Origin of the sequence: Mucilaginibacter sp. P25 (assembly GCF_050859465.1) — a bacterium.
GTDB lineage: Bacteria > Bacteroidota > Bacteroidia > Sphingobacteriales > Sphingobacteriaceae > Mucilaginibacter > Mucilaginibacter gossypii.
Map to the genome: position 1 here is coordinate 62,756 of NZ_CP193937.1, position 13,454 is coordinate 76,209.

Sequence of the window (13,454 nt, forward strand, 5' to 3'; positions counted from 1 at the left end):
TCTAAACTCCCCGGAAATAGGTAAAGTTTTCATAACCATTAAGCTTTATGGCATTAACCTGGTAAGTGTATTGGCTACCGGATGTAAAAACCGTACGCCCGATTAAATAAACATAGGAGTACCTGTTTTGAGCAAGCAGCGCCGCCCTTGCAGCCGGATCAATTATACCTCTCGAAAACTCAATGTTAATGGGCGTAATAGTATGCGTTTTATACGGCGTATCAAAAAAGTCGTAAGTGATGGAATTGATAAAACTTTCGCGCTTAACCAAATCTTTTTGGTAAAACAATGAATAGTTTGATGAAAACGTGGTATGCGGAACCGCAAATTTACCAAGAAACGGAAATTTGAACGGAAGCAAAAGTCGCGGATAGACAAGCTGTGCCCCTACCCTAAACTCCTGGTTTTGAATACTGCTGTGATCATTACCAACAGTATTGCCGTTATCAAAAAGGATGCTCCAGTTAACTTTTAGCTGCAATATAGCAGCCTGTTTAAATAAATTCCTGTCGGTAAAAGTATTACCCACGTTATAACCAAAACGACCGCCGCTAAAAAGCACCTCACCCTCTACACGGTCACTCATCCGTTTAAGCGGCACAATATCTATCCGGGTATTAAGCCTGTTAGAGCTATCCTTCAGTTTTTCGTAAACGGGGTTGGGCACATTTCTGAAAACATTTAATTCTGATAAGCGAGTGGTGGTGCGTGTTTGCTTATCAATATCGTATATTTCGCCTTTTTTCTGAAAAACGTAATCGGTTACTACCCTTGGTTTAAACCTTTTTGAGTAGTCAACAAACCTGAATTGTGAATCAACCTGTATCGTATCAACTTTGCCCGGTGTACGCCCCTGGCTGTTTGATATCGTAATTAATGTATTGTTGATAGTATAAACCGGGTGCTGTGTTTTCCCCGCCGGATTATCAATGATCATTTTTACATCAACCACACTGCTGTTAAAGGTAGAATCATAGGTAAAATTGATATACTGCCTGTAAAAGTCGTAGTAGCCGTTATGCTTCATCAGCAAATAGAGCTGATCGCGGTCGTAAGCTAAACTATCAGTGTCAAACCTGCCGCCCGGCTGTATGTGTGATATCCTGTTGCGGTTACCATTATACAATGCTTTAATATTATTATCGGCAATACTATCAGTAAATTTGCGGATGCGGAACATAGGTCCCTCATTAGCAGTAAAAATCAGCTCAGCCTTTTGCTTTTTTATCACTACACTGTCGGTGACCTTTGCTTTGAGGTAACCACGGCTGCGGATGTATTTTTCCATCTGTACACGCGAGTACTCGATCAGGTTACTATCAACAACAACGGGGGCTTCGCCTATATTTTTTTACCTTTATTGCTAAAAGTATAGTACAACTGCAGATTGAGCCAGTTATTGGGTTGTTGCTCCTTATCCACATAATTTATAGCGGTCTCGGCAAATTGCTCATCAATACCTTTTATAGTAATTTTGCGTATAAGCGCCTGATCTTTACGGATGCCACGGGTAATGCTGCAGCCCGAACCGATAATAACCAGTAAAATACTTAATATTGTAAGGCGGTAAACAGCAGGCTTAGTATATGCTTTCAAAATCACAGATCAGTTTATTAAAATCCTTACAACATAAAAAATTCCGTAAAGAGCATGGCTTGTTTTTGGTTGAGGGTTACAAATCAGTTGTTGAATTTGTAAACGCTGCATACCAGGTTGATGCTATATACCATACATCCGAAATTGCTCCAAAAATGATGAATTTATCCCGAAAAATAAATTTTCAGGAAATTTCATCTTCAGATCTGGAAAAGATCAGCAGTTTGAAAACCCCGCAGGATGTAATTGGTTTGATTAAAATACCAAAATGGCCCCGATTAAATTATAACTTACTGAAAAACAAGTTCTCGCTGATACTTGATGGGGTGCAGGACCCCGGCAATATGGGCACCATTATCCGCACGGCCGACTGGTTTGGCATTACCGATATTATCTGTTCTGACGATACCGTTGATGTTTATAACCCCAAAGTGGTACAGGCTACCATGGGCTCATTAGCTCGGGTAAACGTGCATTACGGCAATTTAACGACCATCCTCGCCGAAATAAAGCTTCCTTTATTTGGCGCCATGCTCGATGGCGAAAATATCTACAGCACCAATTTCGGCCATGAAGGTTTACTGGCTATGGGCAACGAGGGTAATGGCTTACGCCCTGAAATACAGCAGTTAATAAATAAAACAGTAACTATACCCCGGATAGGTTATGCCGAATCATTGAATGTAGCTATAGCTACGGCCATATTATGTTCAGAAATAAAAAGAAATTCGTTCAAATAAATTTGCCCGCTAAAAATAATTACTATCTTTGCAGTCCTTAAAAAAGGGTCGGATGGCCGAGTGGCTAGGCAGAGGTCTGCAAAACCTTTTACAGCGGTTCGAATCCGCTTCCGACCTCAGGGTTAAAAAAATTTAAAATAAAAGACAATGGGCGTTACTCGTTTAAAAAGAAAAGACAGGAGAAATAAAACTTTTTCACGCTTGGAAGTACAGTTCTTGAAACTGGCTACTAACCTTGAATACGGAAGCCGTTCTGCTGAGTCAAAACACAGCCAGATAGCTAAAAACAATGCAGCTTTAGATATCGCATTAGGCAAATAATTCTCTCTTTCTTCGGAAAAAAATTTAAAGTCCTGCCGGTTTCCGGCGGGACTTTTTTGCATTATGATTTTGAACCATGATTGTCAGGATTTGAGGATGGACTTGATATTTTCTTCCGAAGCCCATGTCCTTACGGATTCAGACAAAAATATCATTCAATAAACTAAAAGGCATAAGGTCTCCGCGAGGAAACGGGGATATCCGGCATCAAAATGTATATTTCAGGGCAATCCTCAAATACTAAGAATCACGGTTCAGAAGCTTCCTGTTAATCCTTCCAATCAGCCCAGGCCCTTCATAAATAAAGCCAGTATAAAGCTGTACCAAAGATGCACCTGCATTCAGCTTCTCAATGGCATCTTCGGCAGAGTGAATCCCCCCACTCCGATGATGGGGAATGATCCGTTAGATTTTTTATGCAGATAAGCAATAACTTCTGTTGAGCGTTGGGTAAGTGGCTTACCACTCAAACCGCCGGTTTCTCCTTTTAATTTCGATGGAGATGAAAGGTTTTCACGGCTGATAGTGGTATTGGTGGCAATTACCCCGGCTATGCCTGTTTGCTGCACAATATCAACAATATCGTCCAGTTGGGAATCAGTTAAATCAGGCGCTATTTTTAGCAGGATAGGTCTGCTGATACCGTTTTTATTATTACGTTGCTGTAATGTATTCAAAATTTCCATCAAAGGTCCCTTTTCCTGCAGGGCACGCAAGCCCGGAGTATTGGGTGAACTTACGTTTACTACAAAATAATCAACTACATCAAACAGGCGGTCAAAGCATTTAATGTAGTCGTTAACAGCATCCTCATTAGGGGTAACCTTGTTTTTACCAATGTTGCCGCCAATGATCAGTTGTTTGTTGATATTTTTCTGATCGCGCCTGAAAGCTGCGATTCGTTCGGCAGCTATGTCTACACCAAAATTATTAAACCCCATGCGGTTAATGAGCGCGCTATCTTCCGGCAGGCGGAACATGCGTGGCTTTTCGTTACCAGGTTGCGGCAGCGGTGTAACAGTACCAATCTCAACAAAACCAAAACCAAGGTTGGCCATTTCGCCCATCATTTCGGCGTTTTTATCAAAACCTGCAGCCAGTCCAACCGGGTTCCTGAACTTCAGACCAAAAACCTCGCGTTCAAGCTTCGGATCTTTTACATCCCACATCGCTTTACTTAACGATGCACCACCCGGAAAACGATTAAAGCGCTTCAGGTTGCGGGTAACAAAGTAATGCACATTTTCCGGATCGAACTTAAACAGGATGGGTTTTATCAACTGATACATGCCGCGAAGTTAGCACATTTTTGTGATGGTGAATAAATGTATGGGTATAACCGGTATCTGTTTCATCTCTGTGATATTACGCTGTGTTGCCCCCTCCCTGCCTGACAAGGGCGAAGTGCATCTAAATCAAATTCAGGTTCTCGTCAATCCATTTTTAAACTAACACATTTTGGCGAAGCCATTAAAGAGTTTTGAAAAAATAAAATAAAAAACATAGTACTATGTATTGTATAGTACCATGTTTAATATTAACTTTGTTTTAGTCGAAAGAAAAACAAGTTGAATATTATTAAAATGGACACTAAACCGCTACTCTATACCGGCATCATTATTCCCATTGTATTTTGGCTTTCAACCATTGTTTGCGGGTTTGTGCATGGTAATTACAATCATTTCAGCAATACAATCAGTGAGCTGGGCGCTATCGGCACAAAATCTGAAACGCTGATGGAAACATTTACGCTGCTCAATACAGTGCTCAGCGTGTTTTTTATGGCGGGCCTGTTTATTGCTTGCAGCCAGTTGGGGCTTAATATCCTGCCGGTGTTTGGGGTGATAGGTTTCCCTATCATGTTTGGCTGGGCGGCTATATTTCATGCAGGCAACCCGCTGCATTCGGCATCCGGGCCGGTGTTTTTACTCCTTTACGCAGGTGCGCTGCTTTCTGCTATCTTATGGCGGGGAGAGGAGTTTAGACAGATCAGGAAGCTTTCGCTATTAAGCCTGGGTATTATGCTGCTCATCTTTATCCGCTTCATTCCTTCGGCTACTATTCAAAACAATTATACCGGGCTTATTCAAAGATTGGCCCACCTGGGTTGGTCGGTTTGGTTTATATCGCTCGGCTCCTGCTTTATTAAACTGCTCAACATCAAAGAGCAGCGTCAATTAAAATAATCAACATTAAAAAAACAACAACATGAAAAAATTATTAGGTTATGTATTGGTTGTCATAGGTTTGATAGCCTTATTAGATGCCTGCCACATAGGCGGAAGGCATACAGTGATTTCTGAAAACGCTGATGGTAGAGTAAGACGGATTGAATACTGGGGGCACGTGTATTTTACCGCTGATAGCACGGGCATCAGCAGGATCTCGCCTAATGGGAAGGTAAAATACAAAAATAATGACTTTGAAATAAGTGCCGAAAGCGATTATAACGGGCGTATTACCTATCAGTTTAATGATGGCGAAAAGAAAAAGAACTCGATAATAATGAGAAGTCCTCATTAGCAAGCGCCGTACGGGATATGATGAAGATAGGGCATTACGCTAAATAACTATTATATAAGGTAAGTGTAGCTTACAGTTTACTTACCCCCTCCTGTGTTCTTCTCTGCGTTGCAAAGCGGGCAAAAAACACCTCCTCTCTTTATGCTTATTTAGAGAGGAGGTAACGAGCATAGCGGTGCCGGGGGAGTAACGGCAATTATTTCATCCGTACATATACCTCACTATACCCATCGGCTATATAAATCTCATTCAGGTAAAGCGTATCGTGCCTTATGAGGTATGAAACCGGGCGAGTATCAAGCGTAGGCCCGGAGATCAATAATATATCTGCCTTTTCTGTTGGGCTATATTGATAGTTTGGAGTAGTGCGAAAATTGCCGCTAATCTGTAGCACGTTGTTTTGGAACCTTTTGAAACTGCTATCAGCATAAAATTCATTTCGAATATTGTAGCCGCTGCTTTGTGGCGTAACGGTAAAGCCGCCAATACCGCCAACTGATTTTATCCAGCGCCATTTGCCAACAATACTGCTGCTGCCCGGGCCGGGAAGATCGCCTTTATTACAGGCGGTTATACTACCTAATAAAATTATGGATACTGCTAACAGGATAATTTTCATAATTGTGGGTTTATAAGATACCTTACGGTACAGCACATGGCTTTGCTACAATAAGTTGTAGAATAATTTAAAGAGAAATGCTTGTTATATATTCAGCAAAATTCTTTGTATCATTAAACCATGATTATTGTAATACAGTGTAAAGACAAAGTGGGCCTAGTGGCGGCCATATCTGCAACATTAGCCAAACACCTGCTCAATATAGTTTCCATGCGAGAGCATGTTGATCATAACGAAAATGTTTTTTTTACGCGCCTGGAAGTTGAACAAGGCGACGACGCCAGCCTCGAAGATTCATTACGTAAGATACTGCCCGAAGGGGCTTATATTTCAGTAAACCCTGAGCCCGTGAAGAAAGTGGTTGTACTGGCTACCAAAGAGTATCATTGCCTGAGCGATATCCTGGTGCGTAACCACTTTAATACCCTGGGCGCAAGTGTGCAATGCGTTATCGGTAATCACGCCAAGCTGCAAAACATATGCGAGCGATTTGACATTCCTTTTTATCATATCAGCCATGAGCAGGTAAGCAAGGCTGAATTTGAACAAAAGGTGATTGGTACCATTAAACGATATACTCCTGATTACGTGGTACTGGCTAAATTTATGCGGATCCTCTCACCCCAATTTGTGGCTGAATTTCCGATGAAGATCATTAATATCCATCACTCGTTTTTACCCGCGTTTATAGGTGCCAATCCCTATAAGCAGGCGTTTGAACGGGGTGTGAAACTCATAGGGGCAACAGCGCACTACGTATCAAATGAGTTGGACGAAGGGCCGATCATTGCCCAGCAAATTGTTCCGGTAAACCACTCATATAGCTGGACAGACATGGTAAAAGCCGGCCAGGAAGTGGAAACTGCCGTATTAGCCAAGGCCCTAAAGCTTGTTTTTGAAGACCGGGTATTTGTGTATAAGAACAAAACGGTAGTGTTTGAGTAAACTCACCCGCCAATGTTCGGGATAGTAGCGATACCAGCTAATGCCAGGCTAAGCTTGTTATCGGTGTCCTTGCATGTTTCTTTAAATTCTGAATAGAATTACTCCTGGCTTACAAAATTTTGAACCCTCGTAAGTTTTCGCCGGTTAAATACTCTTCAGTGTATAACTTATGTTATAACGTAATATTTACTTTTAACTTTGTTCAAGTGCCGTTGGCATCTTATCTAAATATTACTATGAAAAAACTACTTTCTTTATTATTTATGGCTATACTTTCTGTTTCAGCAAGTTATGGCCAACATCAGCTTACTATTGCCACGTATAATTTACGTAATGATAATGCCACAAATGATGATTCTGTACGAGGCAATGGCTGGAAACAGCGCCTGCCGGTTATAACGCAGCTCATCCGCTTTCATGACTGGGATATTTTTGGCACCCAGGAAGGCTTGGTACACCAGCTTGAGGGTTTAAAACAGGCCATGCCCCAGTACGTTTTTACCGGCATAGGCCGGGATGATGGTAAAACTGCCGGCGAGTTCTCGGCCATTTTTTACAAAAAGGATAAATTTAAACTGTTGAAACATGGCGATTTCTGGATGGCGCCGATTACCAACAAGCCCAACAAAGGCTGGGATGCCGCACTTCCAAGGATATGCTCATGGGGATATTTCCGGGAGAAAAAACCGGTTACAAGTTTTACTACTTTAACCTGCATATGGACCATATAGGTGTGATTGCCCGCCGTGAGAGCGCAAAACTGGTATTGAAAAAAGTGAAAGAGTTAGGCGGTAACTCGCCTGCTATTTTATCGGGCGATTTTAATGTTGATCAAACGTCTGACAGCTACGCGGTAATCAATAACTCGGGGACGTTGAAGGATAGCTATGGGCTATCGCCCATAAAATATGCTACCAATGGTACTTTTAATGACTTCGATGCTAATGGTAAAACCAGCGGCCGTATCGATCATATTTTTGTAACCAAAGATTTTACGGTAAAGAGATACGGGATCTTAACGGATACCTACAGGGCAAAGGCTAAAGGATCGGATAAATATGAGGCTAAGGAGCCCAGCGACCATTTCCCGGTAATGATAATGGTGGATCATAAATGACCCACCATACCAGAGATTTAGTTGATTGATTGAACTAAAGATTTTTATAAAAATCACTTCACTATAAGTGTAGCAATTGAGTGCGGCAGGGCAGTAGTGCCTGCCGCTTTTCCTTTTATCCAAAGGCTGTAATCTATTTTTTCGTCGGTTTTGTTCATTACCACCACCGCAATTGAGCCATCGGGGTTTTGGTAAGCGGTTGTTAATAGCTTATCCCTGCTGGCCACCGCGCTAATGCGTTTTGCACCGGGGTGAATATATTTAGAGAAATGGCCTATGTAATAGTATGAACTGGTGTAGATGAGGCTTCCGTTGCGCAGGTCGGCATGTACCGGGGCAAAGCAAAAGTTACCTACGTGATTTGGCCCGCCGTTTTCGTCAAGCAAAACGTTCCAGTCGGTCCAGGCAACGGTACCGGCGTTAAAGTCATTGATCATTGAAAGGCCGTAACGTTCGCCAAGCGACCAGTCATTGATCTTGTTGAAATCAAATTTTTCGATACAACCTTCGGTAAATACCAGGTTTTTGCCGGGGAATGCTTCATGGGTACGGCGGGTAGCTTCAAAATTTTGGCCCGCCCCGGTCCAGGTTTCATACCAATGGAAACCGATACCCCAGATATATTTGGCCGCTGCAGGATCTTCCAGGATAGTGCTGGCACGTTGGTAAAGCAAATCTCGGTTATGGTCCCAAACTATCAGTTTTTTATCGGCCAGGCCTCGTTTTTGCAAGGTTGGGCCTAAAAAGTTCTTTACAAAATCACGCTCCTCTTCGGCAGTATACATGCATGATTCCCATGTTTGCTTAGCCATCGGTTCGTTTTGTACCGAAAGGCCCCATATAGGAACCCCTTCTTTTTCATAAGCTTTAATAAACTTAACGTAAAAGTTGGCCCAGCTTTGATCAAATTCCTTTTTGAGCTTACCTCCATGCAGTACATCGTTATTATCTTTCATAAAAGCAGGAGGGCTCCAGGGTGATACAAACATGGTCAGTTTACCTCCCGCAGCCGCTGCGGCCGCTTTAATAAAAGGAATCCGGTAGGTTTTATCATGACTAATATCAAAGGTTTTTAATTCCTTATCACCATCTTTTACATAACTGTAGCTATCGCTCGAAAAATCACAGCTTTGAATATTGGTGCGGCCAAAGGAGTAACCAATGCCTTTGGCTTTATTATAGTAAGCAGTTAAAAATTCCTTTTGTTTATCTTTTGGCAGTTTGGCATAAGTTTCGGCTGCCGCATCTGTAAGCGCACCGCCAATTCCTATCATCGTTTGGAATGTTTTGGACGGATCAATAAAAACTGCCACCTCTGTTTCTGCAGGTTGAGGCTTATCTGCAAACTTCAGGGTTTCGGTTTCTTTAAATTTATACCCGGCCTTTTGCTCAGAGACAATCACCTTGACCGATTTACCCATTACCGAATAAGGCGCTTTACCCTGGGCGCTGACAAAGCCAATCTTTAATAATCCGCCCGCGATGAAACAGGCAATTAAATACTTTTTTTGCATGAGTTTAATTAATAGGCTTACCGGCTTGGTTACAAGCCTGGACTGTGGCTAACCGGAGTTGTCAAATTTATTAAACTTAATTAAAAAAAGCAAAAATCACGATATAAATTATCACCTCAAAAGGTCGTGCCGGGCAAATTGATACGCCTTAATACCAAATTTTATCTTAGTTTAATCAATTGATAATAAATACATTGAACGATAACTCGTATAGAAATAGCTTACAAATTTGATGCGCTAAAATGCTTTTTAAATTATAGTGTATTTTTTACACCGGCTATTGTTTTTGAGCCTTAATTTCTTCCTCAATGCGCAGACTTTCTTTATGGATAGCGTTCATAAGTTCTGTAATGAATGTGGCGGAGAGCCCCTCCTGTTTTCCGGCTTCGACAGTTTTCTCCAGTACCTGTTTAAAACGGTCGGCTTGGAGGGCCGGTATATTGTTTTTTGCTTTGTAAATGCCTATCTCTTTTACTACCCTCTCGCGTTCGCCCAATAAGGCTATCAATTTTTTATCGAGGGAATCAATTTTGATGCGGTTGTTTTGTAGCGGACTGTTGGCAGAAGTTTGGGGCAAAGGTGTTGATTGTGCGTTAACTAAACTGTACCGGATCATACACACTAAAAATAATATAAAAGCACGGTTAAATAATTTCATATCAGATGATTTTTTGAGGTAAATTTAGAGAAATAACCTTGCTGTTAATAGATTGTTTCGGGATTGATGCAGAGTTACTCACTCCTGGCATCACTACACTCGTTACCCTTTTTATTTGATGCTCCCTCATTTCTTTTCACTTTATTTAATAAGCTAATTTATCATTGATAATAAAAAGGACCGAAGAGCACAGGCAGGTCAGCCCTGATGTGTGATGTTGATATCCTTTCAAAGAATTTACATGTACCTACATATATACAAATTAATTTTCCTAAATTTGAATAAAACCTTTTACCGGTAAACCTAATTTTCGATATGGATTTTTTAAAAACGATATACGAGCATATTACAGGATTTTTTGGCCTCGGCGGATTGTATACCATCATCAAATCGGGCGATTATGGCAAACTGCTTACCTATGATGGCATTACGGCTTTATTGGGCCCTATGCTGCCTGTACTTTTGGTGTTTGAGATCATCAGGGGAGCCTTTTATAAAAAATTCAAGGTGATCCATTACAAGATCTCTTTTTGGACATATGTACTAAATGCTTTTATAGGCAGCGTACTTTCCATTGCCATGGTAGGTTTTTGTATCGGTTTTTTTTCGCGGTTTGCTATTTTCAAAACCACGTTTACCTGGTACTGGTTTATTTACGGCTATATAGTATGGGAGTTTGCTCATTTTTGGTATCACTACCTTGCGCACAAGGTGAGGATCCTGTGGTGCCTCCACTCAACCCATCACGCGCCCGAAAGCATGAACCTTTCAGTTACCTTTGCCCATTTCTTTCTTGAAGCGCCTTATGCAGATCTCATCCGCACCAGCATTTGTATTTTATTAGGTGTAAACCCGCCTATGCTGTTTGTAATTATGTTTATTGATGGATTTTGGGGATCTATGATCCACATTGGTGAAAACCTTATTGAAGATGGACGACTTGGCTTCCTCAACAGAATCGTACTTACACCATCGCATCACAGGGTACATCATGCGCGTAATCCATTATATATGGATACCAATTTCTGTAACTTGTTACCGATATGGGATAAAGTTTTCGGCACCTTCCAAAATGAAGACCGCAAGATCCCTATTGAATATGGCATCAGTCGCCCCATGATTAAAAACAGCTTTTTGGATGCTTATTTTGGCGAGATAATAGCGCTGGCCAAAGATGTACGCAAGGCGCCCGGTATTAAAAACAAGTTTCTGTACGTTATAATGCCACCCGGCTGGAGCCATACGGGCGATCATAAAATGACAACAGTGGTTAAAAAGACCTATTTTGAATCGCTTGGGGAGCAAGAAAAAACTGATAAGGTAAAAGAAAGTAAAGCTGAAGTTGTTTAAAACCCATACTATAAAAGTGTCATTGAGGTACGAAACAACGAGCCTCACCCAACCCTCTCCAAAGGAGAGGGCTTAAGAGTTTTTCAAGTCTCCCCTCCCGGGGGAGATTTACAGGGGGCATTCAATTCTCCAGCACTGCCCTGCGGCAATATTTACTCCTGTAATCCTGCGGAGTTAAGCCTGTTATCCGTTTAAAGATCTTCCTGAACGTTTTCAGGTCGTTATAACCAACTTTGTACATCAGCTCGCTGATATTGAAATTGGTTTTCTCGAGGCCTTTTTTTACAGATTCGATCTTTACCTTTTGCAGGTATTCCATTGGCGTATTCTGCGTGGCACTTTTAAACCGGCGAATGAAATTACGCTTACTCATATTGGTTTGTCCGGCAATCTCCTCTACCGAAATAGGCAGGTGGTAATTATTTTCGATAAACAACTGCGAACGCATTATTTCCTGGTCTTCATGCTGATGCTGCCCTTCAAATACTTTAAAGTGCGCCTGGCTGGTACGGTCAATATCCAGCGAAAACATTTTACTTGCCCAAATACCGGTATCCCTGCCACAATATTTTTCAATCAGGTACAGGATCAGGTTCATGCTTGAAAAAGCACCGCCACTGGTATAAGTCCCGTCTTTATCGGTGGTTACCATATCGGGTAAAATATTCACATCCGGATAGCGGCGTTTCATATCATCAACAGCAACCCAATGTGTAGTACAGGGTTTGCCGTTAAGCACACCCGCTTCGGCCAAAAAATAACTACCGAAACACAGGCTGGCCACTTCCGCGCCCTTATTGTACATGTCCCTTATAAAATCAATCAGGTTTTTGTTTTTACGCATCACCAAATCAGGCGGACCATAAAACGCCGGGGCTATTACCAGATCGATATCTTTGATCTCATCAATGGTTTTAAAACCGGTAAACTGGGCAGGGAAATAAAGCAGGTTATTGTTTATTTTTTCGCCTACAAGCATTACACTAAAGGCCTCGGTTTTGCCGCTTTCTACCAAAAAACGGTTAGTATGCCTCACCATATCCAATACGCCCGATATGGTTGAAAGATTAATGTCTTCGTGAATAAGCAGCGCTATTTCTTTCATTTGTTATAATTCAGGTTATTACAAATATATAAAAGCCCCCGGTACGAAAACATGCGATAAGCCTTAAAAAACGCTCATCTTTAGTAAAAAGCTATCACTTAACCAGTTTAAAATTAAGCGTTTAAACATCAACTCAAAATTTCAGCTATCTCTTCAAAACCTTTTTCGCGGGCCAGGTCGGCGGGGAGTTTGCCGCCTTCCATGCGTATAAAAAGCTCGGCACCATTTTCCAGCAACAGGATAATGAGTTCCAGGTTGCCATTTTGTGCAGCCGAATGCAGCGGTGTGGCACCGGCCTGCTGTATCACATTTACCTTCGCACCGTTTTCAATCAGCATACGGGCAATCTCAGTATAATTACCTGCCGCCGCCGAATGAATTGGAAACACGTTGAAACCATTATTTGATTGCAGGTTAACATTTGCGCCTTTGAGCACCAGGTAGCGCGCAACATCAAACTGCCCAAAATAACAGGCAAGCCCTAAAGCAGTAAAGCCATCTTCGGCGTAATCATCAAGAGTATTTGGGTTAGTAGTAACCAGGTGGGCAACCGTATCAAATTTGCCGGCCGCAGCCGCTTCAAACAAACTAATATCGTTTACATAGTTTAACAGTAAACCGGTAACCTCCGGCTTTTTATAATAGCACGAAAGCATAAGCGGCGATACCCTGAGGCTTGTTTTTTGAGTAGCCAGCGCAGGATCTCGGCCAAGCAGGGTATTGATACTATCTAAATCAGCTGAGGCGATATATTCTTCTAGTCTTTCTATGCTCATTACTTAGTTAAGTAAAGCGTTTACTATTAACGGCGCTACTATATTCACTTTGTTAAATTTACGTTTATGTTACGGGTAAATGTTGTTTTTCAATTATACTAAAAAATTAAAAATGTTGCCAATAAGTTATATAATCTGTTAACTTTATATTGATTCGGCCTGTAATTTTTTGCAGGTTACTGAATCTTAT

15 protein-coding genes, 1 tRNA gene and 1 pseudogene are annotated in these 13,454 nt (G+C 41.5%); 9 read left to right on the forward strand and 8 right to left on the reverse strand.

The window, feature by feature from the left end; translation table 11 throughout:
* Position 1: 1 nt before the first annotated feature.
* Both ACRQ5D_RS00235 and ACRQ5D_RS00240 read right to left on the reverse strand, forming a co-directional pair.
* Positions 2 to 1,288, reverse strand: coding sequence for a hypothetical protein (locus ACRQ5D_RS00235; protein ID WP_431198920.1), 1,287 nt, complete (start codon positions 1,286 to 1,288; stop codon positions 2 to 4).
* 53 nt (positions 1,289 to 1,341) lie between these two features.
* Positions 1,342 to 1,596, reverse strand: a complete 255-nt coding sequence (locus ACRQ5D_RS00240) for a hypothetical protein (RefSeq protein ID WP_431198921.1) — start codon at positions 1,594 to 1,596, stop codon at positions 1,342 to 1,344.
* Here ACRQ5D_RS00240 and ACRQ5D_RS00245 point away from each other — a divergent pair.
* The 3 genes from ACRQ5D_RS00245 to ACRQ5D_RS00255 all read left to right on the forward strand — a co-directional run bounded on the left by ACRQ5D_RS00245 (position 1,587) and on the right by ACRQ5D_RS00255 (position 2,657).
* Positions 1,587 to 2,336 (forward strand): TrmH family RNA methyltransferase, encoded by a 750-nt coding sequence (locus tag ACRQ5D_RS00245; protein WP_091175116.1) that lies wholly within the window; start codon positions 1,587 to 1,589, stop codon positions 2,334 to 2,336. The two genes, ACRQ5D_RS00240 and ACRQ5D_RS00245, sit on opposite strands and share 10 nt — an antisense overlap.
* A 46-nt stretch (positions 2,337 to 2,382) precedes the next feature.
* Positions 2,383 to 2,453: transfer RNA gene (locus tag ACRQ5D_RS00250), tRNA-Cys, on the forward strand.
* Between the two features lie 30 nt (positions 2,454 to 2,483).
* Complete coding sequence (locus ACRQ5D_RS00255; protein WP_090527770.1) at positions 2,484 to 2,657, forward strand: spore protein; 174 nt, start codon at positions 2,484 to 2,486, stop codon at positions 2,655 to 2,657.
* Positions 2,658 to 2,897: 240 nt separating this feature from the next.
* Here the strand turns inward: ACRQ5D_RS00255 and ACRQ5D_RS00260 are convergent.
* Positions 2,898 to 3,946 (reverse strand): annotated as a pseudogene (locus ACRQ5D_RS00260) (quinone-dependent dihydroorotate dehydrogenase).
* Positions 3,947 to 4,240: 294 nt separating this feature from the next.
* Between ACRQ5D_RS00260 and ACRQ5D_RS00265 the strand changes: the two are divergent.
* Both ACRQ5D_RS00265 and ACRQ5D_RS00270 read left to right on the forward strand, forming a co-directional pair.
* On the forward strand, positions 4,241 to 4,843 hold the full coding sequence (locus tag ACRQ5D_RS00265; RefSeq protein ID WP_091175110.1) for a DUF998 domain-containing protein: 603 nt from the start codon (positions 4,241 to 4,243) through the stop codon (positions 4,841 to 4,843).
* Positions 4,844 to 4,865: 22 nt separating this feature from the next.
* On the forward strand, positions 4,866 to 5,180 hold the full coding sequence (locus ACRQ5D_RS00270; RefSeq protein ID WP_432328276.1) for a hypothetical protein: 315 nt from the start codon (positions 4,866 to 4,868) through the stop codon (positions 5,178 to 5,180).
* Positions 5,181 to 5,376: 196 nt separating this feature from the next.
* On the opposite strand, the gene ACRQ5D_RS00275 is transcribed toward ACRQ5D_RS00270, so the two are convergent.
* Positions 5,377 to 5,799: a hypothetical protein gene (locus ACRQ5D_RS00275; RefSeq protein ID WP_129570539.1), complete on the reverse strand. Its 423-nt coding sequence runs from the start codon at positions 5,797 to 5,799 to the stop codon at positions 5,377 to 5,379.
* A gap of 120 nt (positions 5,800 to 5,919) precedes the next feature.
* Between ACRQ5D_RS00275 and purU the strand changes: the two genes are divergently transcribed.
* The 3 genes from purU to ACRQ5D_RS00290 all read left to right on the forward strand — a co-directional run bounded on the left by purU (position 5,920) and on the right by ACRQ5D_RS00290 (position 7,861).
* Positions 5,920 to 6,744, forward strand: a complete 825-nt coding sequence (gene purU, locus ACRQ5D_RS00280) for a formyltetrahydrofolate deformylase (RefSeq protein WP_091175103.1) — start codon at positions 5,920 to 5,922, stop codon at positions 6,742 to 6,744.
* A gap of 236 nt (positions 6,745 to 6,980) precedes the next feature.
* The gene (locus ACRQ5D_RS00285; RefSeq protein ID WP_431198924.1) at positions 6,981 to 7,475 is read left to right on the forward strand and encodes a hypothetical protein; all 495 of its coding nucleotides are present in this window, start codon (positions 6,981 to 6,983) and stop codon (positions 7,473 to 7,475) included.
* Positions 7,463 to 7,861 carry an endonuclease/exonuclease/phosphatase family protein gene (locus ACRQ5D_RS00290; protein ID WP_431198925.1) on the forward strand — a complete coding sequence of 133 codons (399 nt, stop codon included), beginning with the start codon at positions 7,463 to 7,465 and terminating at the stop codon, positions 7,859 to 7,861. Before ACRQ5D_RS00285 ends, ACRQ5D_RS00290 begins: the two co-directional genes overlap by 13 nt.
* 53 nt (positions 7,862 to 7,914) lie before the next feature.
* Here the strand turns inward: ACRQ5D_RS00290 and ACRQ5D_RS00295 are convergent, their stop codons facing one another.
* Both ACRQ5D_RS00295 and ACRQ5D_RS00300 read right to left on the reverse strand, forming a co-directional pair.
* Positions 7,915 to 9,375 carry a glycoside hydrolase family 30 protein gene (locus tag ACRQ5D_RS00295; protein WP_091175098.1) on the reverse strand — a complete coding sequence of 487 codons (1,461 nt, stop codon included), beginning with the start codon at positions 9,373 to 9,375 and terminating at the stop codon, positions 7,915 to 7,917.
* 277 nt (positions 9,376 to 9,652) lie between these two features.
* Positions 9,653 to 10,033, reverse strand: a complete 381-nt coding sequence (locus ACRQ5D_RS00300) for a chorismate mutase (RefSeq protein WP_091175095.1) — start codon at positions 10,031 to 10,033, stop codon at positions 9,653 to 9,655.
* A 315-nt stretch (positions 10,034 to 10,348) separates the two neighbouring features.
* Between ACRQ5D_RS00300 and ACRQ5D_RS00305 the strand changes: the two genes are divergently transcribed.
* Positions 10,349 to 11,383, forward strand: a complete 1,035-nt coding sequence (locus tag ACRQ5D_RS00305; protein WP_091175093.1) for a sterol desaturase family protein — start codon at positions 10,349 to 10,351, stop codon at positions 11,381 to 11,383.
* A 121-nt stretch (positions 11,384 to 11,504) separates the two neighbouring features.
* Here ACRQ5D_RS00305 and ACRQ5D_RS00310 read toward each other — a convergent pair whose 3' ends face one another.
* A complete protein-coding gene (locus ACRQ5D_RS00310) occupies positions 11,505 to 12,488 on the reverse strand; it encodes a GlxA family transcriptional regulator (RefSeq protein WP_091175091.1) in 984 nt (327 codons plus the stop codon).
* Positions 12,489 to 12,616: 128 nt separating this feature from the next.
* Positions 12,617 to 13,264 carry an ankyrin repeat domain-containing protein gene (locus ACRQ5D_RS00315; RefSeq protein WP_090527806.1) on the reverse strand — a complete coding sequence of 216 codons (648 nt, stop codon included), beginning with the start codon at positions 13,262 to 13,264 and terminating at the stop codon, positions 12,617 to 12,619.
* Positions 13,265 to 13,454 lie beyond the last annotated feature (190 nt).

What these genes read in the sequence shown, in the direction of transcription:
- ACRQ5D_RS00235 (WP_431198920.1), bottom strand. Translation starts at nt 1,288, where the DNA reads ATGGAAAAATACATCCGCAGCCGTGGTTACCTCAAAGCAAAGGTCACC.
- ACRQ5D_RS00245 (WP_091175116.1), top strand. Translation starts at nt 1,587, where the DNA reads ATGCTTTCAAAATCACAGATCAGTTTATTAAAATCCTTACAACATAAA.
- ACRQ5D_RS00255 (WP_090527770.1), top strand. Translation starts at nt 2,484, where the DNA reads ATGGGCGTTACTCGTTTAAAAAGAAAAGACAGGAGAAATAAAACTTTT.
- ACRQ5D_RS00265 (WP_091175110.1), top strand. Translation starts at nt 4,241, where the DNA reads ATGGACACTAAACCGCTACTCTATACCGGCATCATTATTCCCATTGTA.
- ACRQ5D_RS00270 (WP_432328276.1), top strand. Translation starts at nt 4,866, where the DNA reads ATGAAAAAATTATTAGGTTATGTATTGGTTGTCATAGGTTTGATAGCC.
- ACRQ5D_RS00275 (WP_129570539.1), bottom strand. Translation starts at nt 5,799, where the DNA reads ATGAAAATTATCCTGTTAGCAGTATCCATAATTTTATTAGGTAGTATA.
- purU (WP_091175103.1), top strand. Translation starts at nt 5,920, where the DNA reads ATGATTATTGTAATACAGTGTAAAGACAAAGTGGGCCTAGTGGCGGCC.
- ACRQ5D_RS00285 (WP_431198924.1), top strand. Translation starts at nt 6,981, where the DNA reads ATGAAAAAACTACTTTCTTTATTATTTATGGCTATACTTTCTGTTTCA.
- ACRQ5D_RS00290 (WP_431198925.1), top strand. Translation starts at nt 7,463, where the DNA reads ATGGACCATATAGGTGTGATTGCCCGCCGTGAGAGCGCAAAACTGGTA.
- ACRQ5D_RS00295 (WP_091175098.1), bottom strand. Translation starts at nt 9,375, where the DNA reads ATGCAAAAAAAGTATTTAATTGCCTGTTTCATCGCGGGCGGATTATTA.
- ACRQ5D_RS00300 (WP_091175095.1), bottom strand. Translation starts at nt 10,033, where the DNA reads ATGAAATTATTTAACCGTGCTTTTATATTATTTTTAGTGTGTATGATC.
- ACRQ5D_RS00305 (WP_091175093.1), top strand. Translation starts at nt 10,349, where the DNA reads ATGGATTTTTTAAAAACGATATACGAGCATATTACAGGATTTTTTGGC.
- ACRQ5D_RS00310 (WP_091175091.1), bottom strand. Translation starts at nt 12,488, where the DNA reads ATGAAAGAAATAGCGCTGCTTATTCACGAAGACATTAATCTTTCAACC.
- ACRQ5D_RS00315 (WP_090527806.1), bottom strand. Translation starts at nt 13,264, where the DNA reads ATGAGCATAGAAAGACTAGAAGAATATATCGCCTCAGCTGATTTAGAT.